The sequence below is a fragment of the Kosakonia sp. YIM B13571 genome, assembly GCF_042788095.1.
GTDB lineage: Bacteria > Pseudomonadota > Gammaproteobacteria > Enterobacterales > Enterobacteriaceae > Kosakonia > Kosakonia quasisacchari.
In genome coordinates this window covers 419,446-435,968 of record NZ_JBHZPL010000003.1, presented here as the reverse complement: position 1 = coordinate 435,968, position 16,523 = coordinate 419,446, and the positions used below count along the sequence as shown (strand labels likewise).

18 protein-coding genes are annotated in these 16,523 nt (G+C 51.4%); 7 read left to right on the top strand and 11 right to left on the bottom strand.

Annotated features, from left to right (window positions below):
• Positions 1-109: 109 nt before the first annotated feature.
• Both ACFX4O_RS10530 and ACFX4O_RS10525 read left to right on the top strand, forming a co-directional pair.
• On the top strand, positions 110-349 hold the full coding sequence (locus ACFX4O_RS10530; RefSeq protein ID WP_017456958.1) for a YebV family protein: 240 nt from the start codon (positions 110-112) through the stop codon (positions 347-349).
• Positions 350-454: 105 nt separating this feature from the next.
• Entirely contained in the window at positions 455-646 is a 192-nt protein-coding gene (locus tag ACFX4O_RS10525; RefSeq protein ID WP_380208578.1) for a YebW family protein, read from the top strand.
• On the opposite strand, the gene pphA is transcribed toward ACFX4O_RS10525, so the two are convergent.
• Positions 647-1,291, bottom strand: a complete 645-nt coding sequence (gene pphA / locus ACFX4O_RS10520) for a protein-serine/threonine phosphatase (RefSeq protein ID WP_380208576.1) — start codon at positions 1,289-1,291, stop codon at positions 647-649. It abuts the gene before it with no gap.
• A gap of 174 nt (positions 1,292-1,465) precedes the next feature.
• Between pphA and ACFX4O_RS10515 the strand changes: the two genes are divergently transcribed.
• Positions 1,466-2,413, top strand: a complete 948-nt coding sequence (locus ACFX4O_RS10515; protein WP_380208574.1) for a VirK/YbjX family protein — start codon at positions 1,466-1,468, stop codon at positions 2,411-2,413.
• Positions 2,414-3,258: 845 nt separating this feature from the next.
• Here the strand turns inward: ACFX4O_RS10515 and ACFX4O_RS10510 are convergent.
• From ACFX4O_RS10510 to yobA, 3 genes are read right to left on the bottom strand one after another with little or no spacing between them, the layout of a single operon-like run.
• Complete coding sequence (locus ACFX4O_RS10510; RefSeq protein WP_380208572.1) at positions 3,259-3,597, bottom strand: YebY family protein; 339 nt, start codon at positions 3,595-3,597, stop codon at positions 3,259-3,261.
• A gap of 18 nt (positions 3,598-3,615) precedes the next feature.
• Positions 3,616-4,485: a copper homeostasis membrane protein CopD gene (copD, locus tag ACFX4O_RS10505; protein ID WP_380208570.1), complete on the bottom strand. Its 870-nt coding sequence runs from the start codon at positions 4,483-4,485 to the stop codon at positions 3,616-3,618.
• 3 nt (positions 4,486-4,488) lie between these two features.
• Positions 4,489-4,863 carry a CopC domain-containing protein YobA gene (gene yobA, locus ACFX4O_RS10500; RefSeq protein WP_380208568.1) on the bottom strand — a complete coding sequence of 125 codons (375 nt, stop codon included), beginning with the start codon at positions 4,861-4,863 and terminating at the stop codon, positions 4,489-4,491.
• A 137-nt stretch (positions 4,864-5,000) separates the two neighbouring features.
• Here yobA and ACFX4O_RS10495 point away from each other — a divergent pair, with 137 nt between their 5' ends.
• Both ACFX4O_RS10495 and exoX read left to right on the top strand, forming a co-directional pair.
• Positions 5,001-5,231 (top strand): DNA polymerase III subunit theta, encoded by a 231-nt coding sequence (locus ACFX4O_RS10495; RefSeq protein WP_017456949.1) that lies wholly within the window; start codon positions 5,001-5,003, stop codon positions 5,229-5,231.
• Between the two features lie 11 nt (positions 5,232-5,242).
• Positions 5,243-5,905 (top strand): exodeoxyribonuclease X, encoded by a 663-nt coding sequence (gene exoX, locus ACFX4O_RS10490; RefSeq protein ID WP_131409586.1) that lies wholly within the window; start codon positions 5,243-5,245, stop codon positions 5,903-5,905.
• Here exoX and ptrB read toward each other — a convergent pair.
• The 4 genes from ptrB to ACFX4O_RS10470 form a co-directional block, all read right to left on the bottom strand.
• Positions 5,887-7,962 carry an oligopeptidase B gene (gene ptrB, locus ACFX4O_RS10485; protein WP_380208565.1) on the bottom strand — a complete coding sequence of 692 codons (2,076 nt, stop codon included), beginning with the start codon at positions 7,960-7,962 and terminating at the stop codon, positions 5,887-5,889. The two genes, exoX and ptrB, sit on opposite strands and share 19 nt — an antisense overlap.
• 78 nt (positions 7,963-8,040) lie before the next feature.
• Positions 8,041-8,700: a tellurite resistance TerB family protein gene (locus tag ACFX4O_RS10480; protein WP_380208563.1), complete on the bottom strand. Its 660-nt coding sequence runs from the start codon at positions 8,698-8,700 to the stop codon at positions 8,041-8,043.
• Positions 8,701-8,794: 94 nt separating this feature from the next.
• The gene (gene yebF / locus ACFX4O_RS10475) at positions 8,795-9,145 is read right to left on the bottom strand and encodes a protein YebF (protein ID WP_380208561.1); all 351 of its coding nucleotides are present in this window, start codon (positions 9,143-9,145) and stop codon (positions 8,795-8,797) included.
• A gap of 58 nt (positions 9,146-9,203) precedes the next feature.
• Positions 9,204-9,542, bottom strand: a complete 339-nt coding sequence (locus ACFX4O_RS10470; RefSeq protein ID WP_380208559.1) for a YebG family protein — start codon at positions 9,540-9,542, stop codon at positions 9,204-9,206.
• Between the two features lie 131 nt (positions 9,543-9,673).
• Here ACFX4O_RS10470 and purT point away from each other — a divergent pair, with 131 nt between their 5' ends.
• Positions 9,674-10,852 carry a formate-dependent phosphoribosylglycinamide formyltransferase gene (gene purT, locus ACFX4O_RS10465; protein WP_380208557.1) on the top strand — a complete coding sequence of 393 codons (1,179 nt, stop codon included), beginning with the start codon at positions 9,674-9,676 and terminating at the stop codon, positions 10,850-10,852.
• A gap of 222 nt (positions 10,853-11,074) precedes the next feature.
• Here purT and kdgA read toward each other — a convergent pair whose 3' ends face one another.
• The 3 genes from kdgA to zwf all read right to left on the bottom strand — a co-directional run bounded on the left by kdgA (position 11,075) and on the right by zwf (position 15,275).
• Positions 11,075-11,716 (bottom strand): bifunctional 4-hydroxy-2-oxoglutarate aldolase/2-dehydro-3-deoxy-phosphogluconate aldolase, encoded by a 642-nt coding sequence (gene kdgA / locus ACFX4O_RS10460; protein ID WP_380208555.1) that lies wholly within the window; start codon positions 11,714-11,716, stop codon positions 11,075-11,077.
• Positions 11,717-11,754: 38 nt separating this feature from the next.
• Positions 11,755-13,566 (bottom strand): phosphogluconate dehydratase, encoded by a 1,812-nt coding sequence (edd, locus tag ACFX4O_RS10455; protein ID WP_380208553.1) that lies wholly within the window; start codon positions 13,564-13,566, stop codon positions 11,755-11,757.
• A 233-nt stretch (positions 13,567-13,799) separates the two neighbouring features.
• Complete coding sequence (gene zwf / locus ACFX4O_RS10450; protein WP_131409572.1) at positions 13,800-15,275, bottom strand: glucose-6-phosphate dehydrogenase; 1,476 nt, start codon at positions 15,273-15,275, stop codon at positions 13,800-13,802.
• Positions 15,276-15,617: 342 nt separating this feature from the next.
• Between zwf and ACFX4O_RS10445 the strand changes: the two genes are divergently transcribed.
• Positions 15,618-16,487: a MurR/RpiR family transcriptional regulator gene (locus tag ACFX4O_RS10445; RefSeq protein ID WP_017456940.1), complete on the top strand. Its 870-nt coding sequence runs from the start codon at positions 15,618-15,620 to the stop codon at positions 16,485-16,487.
• Positions 16,488-16,523: the final 36 nt, after the last annotated feature.

The following is a 16,523-nucleotide window of genomic DNA, read 5'->3' as shown; positions in this document are numbered from 1 at the left end:
CTAAAAAAACGCATTTTTTGACTGGCGACTTGCTCAGTGTTGTACCAGGCTGAAATGTGGATGGCCTTACTGGTCATACCACATTTTTTGACGATCAACGGAGAGCATTATGACGAAAACCAGCGTGCGTATTGGCGCATTTGAAATCGATGATGCCGAGTTGCAGGGAGATAATCAGGGCGAGCGAACGTTACGTATTCCCTGCAGTTCAGACCCGGATTTATGTATGCAGCTTGATGCCTGGGACGCGGATACCAGCATTCCCGCGATCCTGAATGGCGAACACTCGGTGCTTTATCGCGAACATTACGATCAGAAATCTGATACCTGGGTTATGCGTCTTGCCTGACCCAAAGGGAACCCGTCCGCAAGACGGGTTATTTACCTGCCTGATTTCCCCTGCCCTCATTCATCCCCTACACTTATCGTTACGTTGTACAGCGCCGAGGATGGAATGTTCGCTCTGGTTTTATTTGTTTGCTACCTGGACGGTGGATGTGATGACATCGTGGTTGATATCTATAACACGGAAAAACAGTGTCTCATCGCAATGGACGATCAGCGGATGCGCCACGGCGGCTGTTTCCCTGTTGAAGAGTTTATTGATGGGTTCTGGCACCCTGCCAACGAATTCAGTGATTTCTGATCACTGGACCTGTACTAGCGTCAGTTCGCCGCCAAAAACGGCACCGGTATCGATATAGTGCTGATTCTGCCCATCAAACCGCTGCTTGAGGGGAGTATGACCAAACCAGAAATGATCGGCCCCCGCGATGCGATTCCCTTTACCTGCTAAGAGCTGGTTAAGCCTGTCGCGACGCCAGAGCACGGATTCGCTATCCACCTCCTGCTCCCACAGATACTCCTGTGCCGGGTAGTCTGCATGGGCAATCACATTCACCTCCCCCTTGCAGCGCAACTCCATAATGTAAGGTAATTCAGCGCAAATACGCAGTGCGTCCAGCGCTTGTTGCTGCTGAGCTTCATCAAGCGCGCTAAACCAAGTGCCGCCATTAAGTTGCCACATAGTCATCTCACCGTAACGTAGCGCGTCGATAGCCATCTGTTCATGGTTACCCCGCACGGTTCGAAACCAGGGTTTCTTGAGTAATTCAAGGCATTGCAGGCTCTGCGGGCCGCGATCGATTAAATCCCCAACGCAGATAAGTAAATCCTGATAGGGGTCAAAGTGACGGTCCCGTAAAGCTTGCATTAAGCGCCGGTGGCAACCATGAAGATCGCCGACAATCCATATATGCCGCCAGTGAATGCCTTCAATACGTTGATACATATTCATTCCCCCTGTATCACCAGTATAGGAAAATCCTGCCCGCAGCGAATAGAATCGGTTTTGTCTCTATTTCTAAATAGAACTTAAACCGAACGGAAATAAAGCCGGAAGCAAGGTTAATTTGTATTCCCCTGGCCTCTAAACTAAGCGCTGAATTTTTAGAGGTCTTTCTCCGTGTCAAATACCAGCCTGCAAACAGAACTTAACTCAAATCATAATGCGCATATTATTTCCGACCTGGTAAGCGGACGTCTTGTGCCAGGCCCCATCTGGAAAAAACGTAATTACCGCATTAAGTTTTTGTTACGCTCGCTGCTGTTCTGGTCGTCTACAAAGCGGATGCTTACGGCGCTTTCGCAGCGCCCGGATTTTAGCCGCTTACTTGACGCGCAAATAACGCTACCGAGCAAATCTCATCGCCAATACTTAACGCTCGGGTTAAACGCTTCGCAACGTGCGGATGCCATCATCAGCCACTACGCCTGGCTTGATGAAAAAGTATCGCCGAAACTGGCTGAAGCGCTGAGTTCGCCCGTACCGGTGCAGATAATTGAGTTTTCCGGCAAAGATGAAGCGCGTTTTAGCGTCTATGCGTCTTGCGCCAGCAAAGCTGAGCGCGAGGGTGAAGCCACCCTGTGGATGTACGATGGTGAGCAGACTTTGCTGGCAAGCGTGACTTTTAGTGTGGTAGGTGAAGAAGGTCATCGCACGCTGGTTATTGGTGGCTTGCAAGGTCCGCGCCGAAGCGTCAGCCATGAAGTGATTAAAGTCGCAACCCGTGCCTGCCACGGTATTTTCCCGAAAAAGATGTTGCTTGAAGTCATTAGCCAAATTTCCCTGCTTACCGGCGTTTCGGCAATTTATGGTGTCAGTGATAACGGACATGTCTTCCGTGCATTGCGTTATCGACTGAGCAAAGGCCGCCATTTCCACGCCAGCTATGATGAGTTTTGGGCTTCAATTGAAGGCGAAAAAGAGAGTGCATGGCGCTGGCGTTTACCGGTGCAATTTGCGCGTAAACCACTGGAAGCGATTGCCAGTAAAAAACGGGCTGAATACCGCCGCCGTTTCGAATTACTGGACGATGTGATTGTAAAAATTAACGATTTGTTCTCCGCATAACCGCCAGTTCGCACAGAAGAGCCTGTTGTGCTCTTCTGACGCTCTATTATCCGCATGCAGATGAGCTTAACCTGTCGCCTATTTGTCTTACCTCCTTCTTTAACTTAAAAATCATAATTTACAACAAGCTATAATTCACACTCATTAAGCTGATCCTTATCATGGCCTTATAACCCGGTAGCAGTAAATCCACTTGTCTCAGATTGACTTCACTACTGCGCAATTTGAGGTCAGAAAAGACAACGAGGATATTATTAAATTCTGTAAACGTTTGGTGCAGCAATGCCTGGTGAAACGGAATGGGGTTACTCCTTTGAAACGCATTAAGAAAACGCTGAAAACTCGCCAGAAAAATACAAAAAGATAGTTGCCCGATATGGTTAAATTTCTCCCGGATGCCAGCTGTTTTTTTCAAGCTTAAGCATAGTAACAGCTCATGCTCACGCCCTTTATTGCGATGAAAATCCCCATAACGACCCAAAAATACCTGGACGCACGCGGTGCAGAATATGTTATGGTTTGTGGCGATGTATGGTTTTGGGAATTTTCAGGACGAAATAAAGAAACCTGCATAACTCAGAGATAAAAAAAGACCGAATACGATTCCTGTATTCGGTCCAGGGAAATGGCTCTTGGGAGAGAGCCGTGCGCTAAAAGTTGGCATTAATGCAGGCTAAGTCGCCTTGCACTTTAAGAATAGATGACGGCGTCAGGTTTTCCAGTCCGCGACAAAAGTGGTCAGAAAAATTGGGTTACCGTCACGCTTATAAAATGCAAAAACCGCAAGGCTTGTTTATTCAGGCTTGCGGTTTTTTTATTGTGGATCAGAGGATTAACGCTGGATTTTAACAAAGCGTCTCAGCTCGCGTAATAAAAGGCGCGAGGCTCATTTTTTCACCCGGTTTGCCAGGATTATCGATCTGAATGATGCTAATTGGCTGGGCGATGGTCTTACCGCTGGCAACTTCTTTTTCAGCAACGTCATTCAACGGGTATTGCACCAGCGTGCTGGGGTTGATGGCATATAATGCATGGCCTGGCCGGCACGTCAGCATCACTTCTTCACGGTTAAATGCCCATTTGTCTTTGCCAATCTCAAAGCGGCTTACCGTAATGACCTGCGGCGAAGCCAGTGCCGTACCTGAACATGCCAGCATTAACAGAACTAATAAACTCTTCTTCATTTTTCCCGCCAGGTTCATTCAAAAAGGTTCCCATGTTGCAAACAAACTTACTGCCGCCAGCACCAGTGCGCCCAGCCCTACTTCGGCCCATGTCAACGCGATAAAACGTTGCTGAGCAGTGTCGTTTCTGAGGTTCAGTTGCGGCACCAAAACATACCGATTCATAACGGCAATTACCACCATCAACGCCACAAGCGCACATTTCAACAATAGTACTTGCCCCCAGTGGCTCTGCCATGGCCAGACCAACCCCTGGATTAAGAGCGTATTGACAACGCCAGTGAGGATGACGCCCGCGACGGCGAAATGGCCGTACCAGGAAAAACGCATCATGGCGGCAATCGCTGCTGCACGCCAGGGACCGCGAGCGAGCTTCATGCAGAATAATACTGGCGCCAACCCGCCCAGCCACATCGCGGCACATAACAAATGCAATGCATGATTACTCCGCTGTACGACGCCCATCGCGCCTTCTCGCATCGCGGCATGCCCTATTCCTGCGGCCAGTACAAACTGCAGAATCACCAATAGCAGTATTTTACGTTGCTGTAACGGTTGCATAAGCACGACAACAAGCGCCAGAAACGCAACAATAACTTGCCACGCCAGCACGGCCCCGGTTTGTGTGCCAGCAACTACCAGCCAGATTTCCGGACGCGCCACATCCTGCCAGCCGTCGCCCATTACTCCACCCTGCACCGTAAACATTGCTGCTGCGCTTACTGCGGCAAGCCACAAACACCCTCGTTGCCAAAAGAGAAAGCGTTGCGCAAGGAGTCGTTGCAAGCTACCCGACGCGAGCCACACGCTAAATAACGTGCAGCCTAAAACCAACATCAGGGCTGCAAAATGCACAAATCTTAATCCAACCAACGCCGCTGCCAACATCAGTCACTTCACAGAAAAAGCGTACTGGCCGCTGGTTTTATGCCCATCAACTGAAACGACATGCCAGTTAACGGTATAGTTTCCCGGCAGCAGCGGCTCTTCCAGCGGAACGATCATCTGCGTTTTGTCATTCTCATTGCGCTTTACCACGCCAGTCTTGATAATTTGCTGCTGTGCGTTGGTCACCGTGATGCCACTAAATTTAGGCTCAATGCCTTCAGAGAAATTCAGTGTTAACGCTTGTGGCGCTGCGGTAACGGCAGCATTTGCGGCCGGGTACTGGCCTTTAAGATGGGCATGCGCCAGAACAGCAGGCGTAGCGAACAGGCTGACAATCAATACGATGGCTCGCCAGTGGCGACAGGTTGCAACAGGCATAGTGTTCATTCCTTTTAGTTATGCATATGACACAAAGAATAACGCTGTACAATAATCGCGTCGAGTCGCATCGTCGGCGCGCTTGTCTTTCTGCGACAGGCTTAGTAACTTTTGCCGCGTGAACCCAGGAGAAAATTATGATTACCAATCTTGCGCAGCTCGAACAACAAGAGATGGACAAGGTCAACGTTGACCTTGCTGCGGCTGGTGTCGCATTTAAAGAGCGTTACAACATGCCGGTGATTGCCGAAGCCGTTGAACGCGAGCAACCGGAACATCTGCGAAACTGGTTTAGAGAGCGGTTGATAGCCCACCGTCTGGCCTCTGTGTCGCTCTCCCGCCTGCCTTACGAGCCCAAAGTAAAATAAGGGAGCCAGGCATGTTACGCGTTATCGATACCGAAACCTGCGATTTGCAAGGAGGCATTGTTGAAATTGCCTCCGTTGATGTTGTCGACGGACAGATCGTCAACCCCATGAGCCATCTGGTTCGCCCGGACAGACCAATCAGTCCGCAGGCCATGGCGATACACCATATCACCGAAGCGATGGTCGCTCATCAGCCGTGGATTGAGGAGATCGTACCGCACTATTACGGGAGCGACTGGTATGTGGCGCACAATGCCAGTTTTGACCGCCGGGTGCTGCCTGAAATGCCAGGAGAATGGATTTGCACCATGAAAATGGCACGCCGCCTGTGGCCCGGCATTAAATACAGCAATATGGCGCTGTATAAATCCCGCAAACTGAGCGTTCAAACACCTGCCGGGTTGCATCACCACCGTGCGTTATATGATTGCTACATCACCGCTGCGCTGTTAATCGATATTATGCAGGTGTCCGGCTGGACACCCGATCAGATGGCCACGGTAACCGGACGCCCCGCGTTGCTGACGACGTTTACGTTTGGTAAATACCGGGGTAAAGCTGTCTCTGAAATCGCCGATCGCGATCCGGGTTATCTGCGCTGGCTGTTTAACAACCTTGATCGGATGAGCCCTGAACTGCGATTAACGTTAAAACACTACCTGGGCGAGGAGTAATGTGCTTCCTTTCCAGGCAGTGTTCCCTGCGCTAAGGCGATTAAAAATGCATATTCCAGCGCAACGCCTTCATAGGATTTAAACCGGCCGGATTTCCCACCGTGTCCGGAATCCATATCCGTGCATAACAACAGCAAATTATCATCGGTTTTATATTCACGCAGTTTCGCGACCCATTTTGCAGGCTCCCAGTATTGTACCTGCGAATCGTGCAGACCGGTCGTTACCAGCATATGTGGATAGGCATGTGCCCCAATGTTGTCGTAAGGACTATAACTTTTAATGTAGTGATAATAGGTTTCGTCCTGCGGATTGCCCCACTCTTCAAATTCTCCGGTGGTCAATGGGATGGACTCATCAAGCATTGTGGTCAAGGCATCGACAAACGGTACCTGGGCAATGACACCGTGGAACAGCGATGGACGTTGGTTGATTACCGCGCCCATGAGTAATCCGCCCGCACTCCCCCCCATGCCGTAGCAGAACAATGGCGAGCCGTAACCCTGCGCCAGCAAGTTGTCGGTGACATCGATAAAATCATTAAAGCTGTTTTTTTTGTTGAGGAACTTTCCGTCCTCATACCAGGAATGGCCCAATTCACCACCGCCGCGAATATGCGCGATAGCGCAGACAAACCCACGATCAAGCAAGCTGAGCCGACTGCTGCTAAAATCTGCATCCATACTGGCGCCGTAAGAACCATAACCATAAACCAGCAACGGGTTCTCTCCCTTGCGGAAATGTTTATGGTTATAAACCAGCGACACCGGCACTTCGACACCATCTCTGGCGTGGATCCATAAATGCTCGCTGCGATAATCACCGGAATCAAAACCCGCCACGTCCATTTGTTTTAGAACCCGCCGTTCTCCGGTATCCATATCCAGTTCAAATAACGTATCTGGCATGGTCATTGATGAGTAGCCATAACGCAGGCGGGATGTTTCCGGTTCCGGGTTGTAAGCAAGCCAGGTGACGTAGGCAGGATCATCAAACGCAATACCGATAACTTCCCGGGTTTTACGATTGATCTGGCGCAAACTGGTTAAGCCACGCTGCCGTTCTTCCACAACCAGCCAATCAGTAAACAGCGTAAACCCTTCTAGCATCACCTGTTCGCGCGCCGGGATCAGCACTTCCCAGCGCCGTTCATCGCGCACTTTGGTGCGATACAAGCCGAAGTTCTTACCATCCCGATTGGATCGCAAATAAAAGGTGTGCTGGTAGTGATCAAGGCTATATTCGTGATCTTTGCGCCTTGGCAGAAAACGCAGCGGCTGAGCATCCGGCAGTTCTGCATCAAGCAGGAGAACTTCACTGGTGGTCGCGCTGGCAAGATGAATCGTAATGTAGTGCTGAGATGTGGTTTTACTCAGACCAACATAAAAGGTTTCGTCCTGCTCTTCATAGACCAATTCATCCTGTTGTGAAGGCGTGCCTATGGTGTGTCGCCAGACCTGGTACGGCAGTAATGTTGTGGCATGTTTGCGCACGTAGTAGAGCGTTTCTGAATCGTTAACCCAGACAAATTCTGGCGAGACATTATCCAGCATTTCCGGATACCAGTTGCCCGTCTCCAGATTGCGAAAGCGCAGACCATATTGCCTGCGGGAAAGATAATCTTCCGCAATCGCCATAATCGTGTTGTCCGGCGAAATCTCCATGCCACCAAGGGTGTAGAACTCACTGTGTGACGCGCGCTGGTTGGCATCCAGTAACACCGACCACTCATCCCACTCAGAGCTGAGAACAGACTGACGTTGATAAATCGCATATTCGCTTCCAGGCTCGTAGATGTGCCGGTAACGGTAGCCATTTTTGATGTAAGGCGCGGAGACTTCGCGCTGAGGTATACGCGAGATAATTTCCTCCAGCACGTTGTCTTGCAACGCTTGCTGTGAGGCCATCACTTCACGCCCGTAATCATTTTCTTGATGGAGATAATCCAGAACATCTTGCTGCGAGCGCGTATCGTCCCGCAGCCAGTAATAGTTGTCGATACGCGTATCACCATGCATCGTCATGGCGTGCGGGATTTTTTTTGCTTTCGGCGACATAGCACAATTCTTATTTGGTTTTACATACCTATAAGGGTGGCAAAACCCACGCGCGATGCAAGCGAAACGTAATTTAGATCATGAGCTAAGCGCTAATTTCTGCTTTTTGAGATCCGCCTCGATATCTTCTCGCACATCTTGCGGAATTTTTAACGCCTCGCCCAGCGCGTTCAGATAGCTGCGTTCCATAAAATGATCAATATCGATAACGGCGCAGCTGAGGAAGTAAACTTCCAGCGCTTCTTCTTCGTTTTGCACTCCCTGCGCCAGACGCGCGGGGTCCAGCGGCTGGTCTATAGCATTCGACACCAGTTGCTGCCCTTGCGCTTCCACGCCCGCGTCACGCAATTGCTGTTCTATCGCCGCGCGTTCTTTATCATCAATGTGTCCGTCGCTTTTGGCGGCGAACACCAGCGCCAGGATCAGCCGCTCAGTACGTACATCCAGAGGCGTATTTTGCTGGCCAAATTGTGGCTCGCTTTGATGCGCATCCCGGATGCGATCCTTGTACTTATTCCACAACACGCTACCCGCAACGGCTCCTCCGCCCACCAGCAAAGCACCGGTGCCATACTTCGCGAGCAGTTTACGCGATGATTTACTGGCGACCAGCAGCCCCGCCAGGCCACCTAATGCGCCCGGCACCAACAAATTGTTGAGCCCCTGTCCACCTGAAGACGGCGTTTGTGTATCGTTTTTTTGACCAAGCAACGACTGCAGTTGATTTAACCAGCTCATAGAACCCTCGCTTACCATGACAGTTGTGAGCACAGAGTAAGCGAGGGGGATGTCAGGAAGTGTCTATATCTGGAAAGATTGGGAAAATGCGATGTTATGATTGCGGCTGATACTCTGCGGTTCCACCTTTACAATCGATGACTACGCGATAGTGAAGGTCCGTGCTTTTCCCTCTTACGGCTAACGGCACAACCCATTTATCATCCTTGCCGGTGATTTCTTTCGGATTGATCCAGGCGACCGGATCGGCCTGCCCCAGTCTCTTTTGATCATCAGCCCATCGGACAATGCGGTTCTGCAAATAATCCCGCTTAACACTCGCGGCAATGCCGTCTGCCTTGAGCCCCTCGCACGAGGGAAATTTAACCGATTTATCCGTGGCGGCATGCACCGTCATGCTGCCTGCCAGCAAAAGCAGACCGGTGAAAACTCCTGCTATTTTCATGCTTATCTCCTGGTTTTTACCCCTTCAAAGCATGGTACAAATTGCTGGCAGTGCAAGATCAGGCGACTTTTACGCGCTTCGCTGCAGTTTTGATATCAACAGCTTCAGCCGCATCCGAATCAGAAGAGTCGGCCGGTGCTGCCGCGTCTTCAGCTTCAGTGCCTGGTAATTTGCCTGACTTCAGGATGCCGTTAAGCGCCTCTTTTTGCTCGGCAAGCCACAGCGCCATCTGGTCGCGTGCATTGTCTTCCAGATCTACCGGCCCTGTTGCAAGCCAATCGCCGAGAACTTCGGCCAGGTCGAGCATTTTATCGTAAGCATCGGCTTCCTTTTTGCTGGCAAAAGACATTTTTTCCTCACCTTCACGAATAACAACGTATTTAACTTCTACCGCCATGATGCAGCCTCATTTAACTGTGTATTTATACAGTATAGTAGCGCGATGAAAAAACCACCGCAAGTGATAAAAGACAGACGCAAACGTTTTCGTTTATACTGCGCGCAAATTTTTTCTCACGGTACGATGCTATGACTCTTTTAGGAACTGCGCTGCGACCTGCAGCAACACGCGTGATGTTATTAGGCTCTGGCGAACTGGGCAAGGAAGTTGCGATCGAATGCCAGCGTCTGGGTATTGAAGTGATTGCTGTTGATCGCTATCCCGATGCCCCCGCGATGCACGTCGCGCATCGCTCTCACGTCATCAATATGCTCGATGGCGAGGCGTTAAAGGCGCTGGTTGTACAGGAAAAACCTCACTTTATCGTGCCGGAAATCGAAGCTATCGCCACGGATACGCTGATTGGGCTGGAAGCGCAGGGTCAACATGTTGTTCCCTGCGCGCGCGCCACCAAACTGACGATGAATCGTGAAGGTATCCGCCGTCTGGCGGCTGAAGAGTTACAGTTGCCTACTTCCAGCTATCGCTTTGCCGACAGTGAAGCCGCATTTCAGCAAGCCGTCGCGGAGATAGGTTTGCCCTGTATCGTAAAACCGGTAATGAGTTCTTCCGGTAAAGGTCAGAGCTTTATTAAAAGCGCCGATCAATTAGCGAAAGCATGGGAATATGCCCAACAAGGCGGCCGAGCAGGCGCCGGGCGGGTGATTGTTGAAGGCGTGGTCAACTTTGATTTTGAAATCACGCTGCTGACCATCAGCGCCGTTGACGGCGTTCATTTCTGCGCACCGGTCGGCCATCGCCAGGAAGATGGCGATTATCGCGAATCCTGGCAACCGCAGCAGATGTCGCCTCTGGCGCTGGAGCGCTCGCAAGCGATCGCCAGTAAAGTGGTGCTGGCGCTTGGCGGATACGGCCTGTTTGGCGTTGAGCTTTTTGTTTGCGGCGATGACGTCATCTTCAGCGAAGTCTCTCCACGCCCGCACGATACCGGTATGGTGACATTGATTTCGCAGGATCTTTCCGAGTTTGCCCTGCATGTCCGCGCTTTTCTCGGCATGCCAATTGGTGCGATTCGCCAGTATGGCCCGTCCGCTTCTGCGGTGATCCTGCCGCGCCTGACCAGCCAGAATGTCACCTTTGACAACGTGCACAACGCCGTAGGTGCGGGTGTGCAGTTGCGTCTGTTTGGCAAGCCGGAAATTGAGGGTTCTCGCCGTATGGGCGTCGCGCTGGCTGTGGCAGATAACGTTGAAAAAGCGGTGGAATACGCAGTTGCAGCTGCCGCGGCGGTGAAAGTCAGCGGATAAAAATCAGCCTCTCCCAACAGGCGACATTGATTGTTTCCTGAAGGCCTACACAGCTCTCAAAGAAGCATTTGCCGCCCCCTTGAGAGCTAAATCCGGGGGCAATAAACGGAATCACATCTTTTGATGTCCGTAGCCCAGGACGAATCAAAACCATAAAAAAAGCCCGGTCAGTATTATACTACCGGGCTTTTTATCTGGCGGACTTAACGCCCGCCAAAAAAATTACTGTTTCGCGCCTTCAACCGCTTCGCGAGCCAGTGTAGTGATGCGATCGTAATCGCCTGCTTCCAGCGCATCGGCTGGCACCAGCCAGGAACCACCAATGCACAGCACGCTTTTCAGCGCCAGGTAATCACGGTAGTTAGCCGGAGAAATACCTCCAGTCGGGCAGAAACGTACCTGAGAGAACGGACCTGCAATGGCCTGCAGCGCTTTGGTGCCGCCATTAGCTTCCGCCGGGAAGAATTTAAACTCTTTCAGACCGTAGTCCATACCCAGCATCAGTTCAGAAACGGTGCTAATACCCGGGATCAGCGGGATAGTGCCTTCGGTCGCGGCTTTCAGCAGCGGCTCGGTCAGGCCTGGGCTAATAGCGAACTGTGCGCCAGCAGCGGTCACTTCTGCCAGTTGCTGCGGATTCAGCACGGTACCAGCACCGATAATCGCGTCTGGTACTTCCTTCGCAATAGCGCGAATAGCGTCGATAGCGCAAGCCGTACGCAGAGTCACTTCCAGAACGCGAACACCGCCCGCAACCAACGCTTTCGCCATCGGTACGGCGTGCTCAAGTTTGTTCACTACGATTACCGGCACTACCGGACCCGTTTTCAGGATTGCTTCTGCACTCGTTTTCCAGTTTTTCATCAGTGTTTTTCTCTCGCCAGAACTAAAATCTTGTCGTCTTAAAAAGTGATACAGGTCGCGCCCTGCTCCGCACCGGAAAGTTTCTCCCGCAGTGCACCAAACATTTCGCGCCCTGTGCCCACGCGCATCGCGCTAAGGTCAGGAATATGTGGCTGACGTGCGGCAAGAACGTTGTCATCAACCAGCAGCGTTAATTCGCCGGTCTGCCCGTTAACCCGAATCATGTCGCCATCATGCACTTTTGCCAGCAACCCGCCATCATATGCTTCTGGCGTAACGTGAATTGCCGACGGCACTTTACCTGATGCCCCTGACAGCCGTCCATCAGTAACTAATGCAATTTTGAAACGGCGGTCCAATAATACACCAAGTGGCGGCATGAGTTTATGTAATTCTGGCATACCGTTCGCTTTTGGCCCTTGATGACGAACAACAACCACACAATCGCGATCCAGCAGCCCTGCTTCAAAAGCGGGCAGCACGTCATGCTGACTTTCAAAAATCACCGCTGGCGCTTCAATCACCTGGTTTTCTACCGGTACGGCGGAGGTTTTCATTACCGCACGTCCGAGGTTGCCGCTCAGCACTTTGGTGCCGCCATGTTTAGAGAACGGTTTATCAATGCTGGCGATCACGTTGTCATCCAGCGACACGGCTGCGCCATCACGCCAGTCCAGTTCACCATCGTTGAGCCACGGCTCGTGGGTATAACGCGTCAGACCAAAGCCTGCCACGGTATTAACATCTTCATGCAGCAGGCCACCTTTTAATAGCTCGCGCAGTAATACCGGCACACCACCTGCTGCCTGGAAGTGGTTAATATCTGCCGGGCCATTCGGGTAGAGGCGCGCCAGCAAAGGAACGACATCAGAGAGATCGGAGAAATCATCCCAGTTAATGATGATGCCCGCCGCCCGCGCCATCGCCACCAGGTGCATGGTATGGTTTGTAGACCCCCCGGTCGCCAGCAGCGAAACGATACCGTTAACCACCACTTTTTCATCAATCATTTTGCCAAGCGGCATCCATTCGTTGCCGTTGCCAGTAAGACGCGTCACCTGGCGAGCAGCAGCTTCCGTCAACGCTTTGCGCAACGGCGCATCCGGATGCACAAATGAGGAACCGGGCAATTGCATGCCCATGAACTCAATCACCATCTGGTTGGTGTTGGCGGTGCCATAAAACGTACAGGTGCCTGGAGCATGATAGGATGCGGCTTCAGACTCAAGCAGTGCAATACGATCAACTTTACCCTCAGCATAAAGCTGGCGAATACGCACTTTCTCTTTGTTTGCCAGGCCGCTTGCCATTGGGCCTGATGGCACAAATACAGCAGGCAGGTGGCCAAATGACAATGCCGCCATCGCCAGTCCTGGGACGATTTTGTCACACACGCCCAGATACAACGCGCCATCAAACATATTGTGCGACAGGCCGACCGCGGCAGACATGGCAATCACTTCGCGGCTCAGTAAAGACAATTCCATCCCGTCCTGGCCTTGCGTTACACCATCGCACATGGCCGGAACACCGCCCGCCACCTGGCCCACGGCATTCACGGAATGCAGCGCTTTACGGATGATATCCGGATACACCTCGTAAGGCTGGTGCGCAGAGAGCATGTCGTTATAAGACGTGATGATCGCTATGTTGTTGCGCAACATGCTTTTGAGGGAAGCTTTATCGTCGGGTTGGCACGCGGCAAAGCCATGCGCCAGGTTACCGCAGGCGAGAGTTGAACGGCGTACGGTGTCGCTTTTCGCTTGTTCAATACGCGCCAGATAGGCTGAGCGGGTTTCGCGCGAACGTTCAATAATTCGATTTGTTACGCGTAACATTGTAGGGTTCATAAAGGCTCCTGAAATTTATCTGTCCGGGAGGCCGCGTTAACAGTGTGATTAGCTTTGCGTAACAAGCTGAAAACACCAGAGCGCCGCGCCCCATAGGCAAAATCGCTTCAGCCAGTGTAATAAAAAAAGCCCCGCTGGTGAATCCAGTCGGGGCTTGAAAGATGAAAAATTGTTCGGATAGCTGAGTTAGATCATGTTACCGGTAAAATTGCGCAACGCTAACTGTTGGCTAATTACTCAAACTCGTTCCAGGAACGGCCATCACGGGTGATCATCGCCACCGAGGCCACTGGCCCCCAGGTTCCCGCCTGGTAAGGCTTCGGCGAGTCGTTATCCGCCGCCCAGGCTTCCGTGATGGAATCCACCCATTTCCAGGCTTCTTCAACTTCATCACGGCGAACAAACAGCGCCTGAATGCCGCGCATCGTTTCCAGCAACAGACGCTCATAAGCATCTGCCAGATGCGTCTGATTGAACGTTTCGGAATAGCTCAGATCCAGCTTGGTGATTTGCAGATTGTGCTTGTGATCGAGACCCGGCACTTTGTTCAGCACCTGGATATCCACCCCTTCGTCCGGCTGCAGGCGAATAGTCAGCTTGTTCTGCGGCAGATCTTGCCAGGACTCTTTGAACAGATTCAGTTCCGGTGTTTTAAAGTAAACAACCACTTCAGAACATTTGGTCGGCAGACGCTTACCGGTGCGCAGGTAGAACGGTACACCCGCCCAACGCCAGTTATCGATGTCGACACGGATAGCAACGAACGTTTCGGTATTGCTGGTCTTATTCGCGCCCTCTTCTTCCAGATAGCCCGGCACTTTTTTACCTTGGGCGAAACCGGCGCTGTACTGGCCACGTACGGTTTTCTCACGCACATTCGTGCGATCAATACGGCGTAGCGACTTCAATACTTTTACTTTCTCGTCACGAATGCTGTCTGCGCTCAGATCGGACGGCGGCGACATGGCAATCATGCACAGAATTTGCAGCAGGTGGTTCTGGATCATATCGCGCATCTGCCCGGCCTGGTCGAAATAGCCCCAGCGCCCTTCAATGCCCACTTCTTCCGCCACAGTAATTTCAACGTGATCGATGGTGCGATTGTCCCAGTTATTGACGAAAAGAGAGTTAGCAAAACGCAGCGCCAGCAGGTTGAGTACCGTCTCTTTACCGAGGTAGTGGTCGATACGATAAACCTGGCACTCTTCGAAAAATTCGCCCACCTGGTCATTGATTTCTCGCGATGTCGCAAGCGAAGTACCCAGCGGTTTTTCCATCACCACGCGCGCGGGTTTGGCGTTCAGTTTCGCTTCACCCAGGCCTTTGCAGATTGCGCCAAAGGTGCTCGGCGGCATGGCAAAGTAGTTGATGGTGGTGCGGTTTTTTTGATCCAGCATCTCGCCAAGACGTTTGAATGCCGTGGTATCGTTGACATCCAGATTGCAAAAATCCAGACGCCCACTCAGCTTGTCCCACAGGCTCTCGTCGATCTTTTCCTTCATAAAGGTTTCAAGCGCTTCGCGAACAACCTTGGTATACGCTTCCTTATCCCAATCAGCGCGACCCACGCCCAGAATTCGTGTCTCTGGGTGAATCTGGCCCGCTTTTTCCAGTTGGTACAGGGAAGGCAGCAATTTCCGGCGGGCAAGGTCGCCCTTAGCGCCGAAAATGACCAGGTCACACGCCTGGGCTGTTTGTATTACCGCCATGTCTTTCTCCTCAGTTGGCTATCCTGGAGCTTCAGCCAGGCCTCAGTTGTAATTTTATTACAGTGCACTGTACTGCTTTTACGTAATTCCCGAAACTGTTAAGCCTTGTCAGGACGTGCGTTATTCTGTTGTGACGAAAAAACTGTTCTTTCGCCCTGATAAAGCGGGATATTTGCCCAATTTACATCCGGTAAAATCCGACTCTGATCATGTAATGAAAAAAAACAACAACATTTCTCATCACGACTTACCTTTCTGCGTGCCGCAGGGGTAATATCTAGCTAAATCGCATCACGATTCCATCTATCGGTGTAATCGTTTTACCATGAGCGTTTATCACCCATGAATATGCTGGAAAAAATCCAGTCTCGACTGGAACACCTTAGCAAATCCGAGCGTAAAGTGGCGGAAGTGATCCTCGCCGCGCCGGACCAGGCCATTCACTCGAGCATTGCCGCACTTGCGCAAGAAGCGGATGTCAGCGAACCAACCGTCAACCGTTTCTGCCGCAGCCTTGATACCCGAGGCTTCCCCGATTTCAAACTGCATCTGGCGCAAAGCCTCGCCAATGGCACGCCCTATGTTAATCGAAATGTTGATGAAGATGACAGCGTTGAAGCCTATACCGGTAAAATCTTCGAATCCGCAATGGCCAGTCTCGACCATGTGCGTCAGTCACTGGATATGGCAGCGGTAAACCGCGCCGTAGATTTACTGACGCAGGCAAAAAAAATTGCCTTCTTTGGTCTCGGTTCTTCTGCCGCCGTTGCGCACGATGCCATGAACAAATTTTTCCGCTTTAATGTGCCGGTGGTCTACTCCGACGACATAGTGCTGCAGCGCATGAGCTGTATGAATTGTAGCGACGATGACGTGGTTGTGTTGATTTCACATACCGGAAGAACCAAGAATTTAGTGGAACTTGCGCAACTGGCGCGTGAAAACGATGCCATGGTGATAGCCCTTACGTCTGCAGGCACGCCGCTGGCGCGTGAGGCAACGCTTGCTATCACTCTGGATGTTCCGGAAGATACAGATATTTATATGCCAATGGTTTCTCGTCTTGCGCAACTCACGGTCATTGACGTGCTGGCAACAGGTTTCACACTGCGTCGGGGAGCAAAATTCAGGGATAACTTGAAGCGAGTCAAAGAAGCACTGAAAGAATCGCGCTTTGATAAAGAGCTGCTTATTAAAAGCGATAACCACTAATAGTTAATAAAAAAGCGGTAACCTCTTACGCTGTCC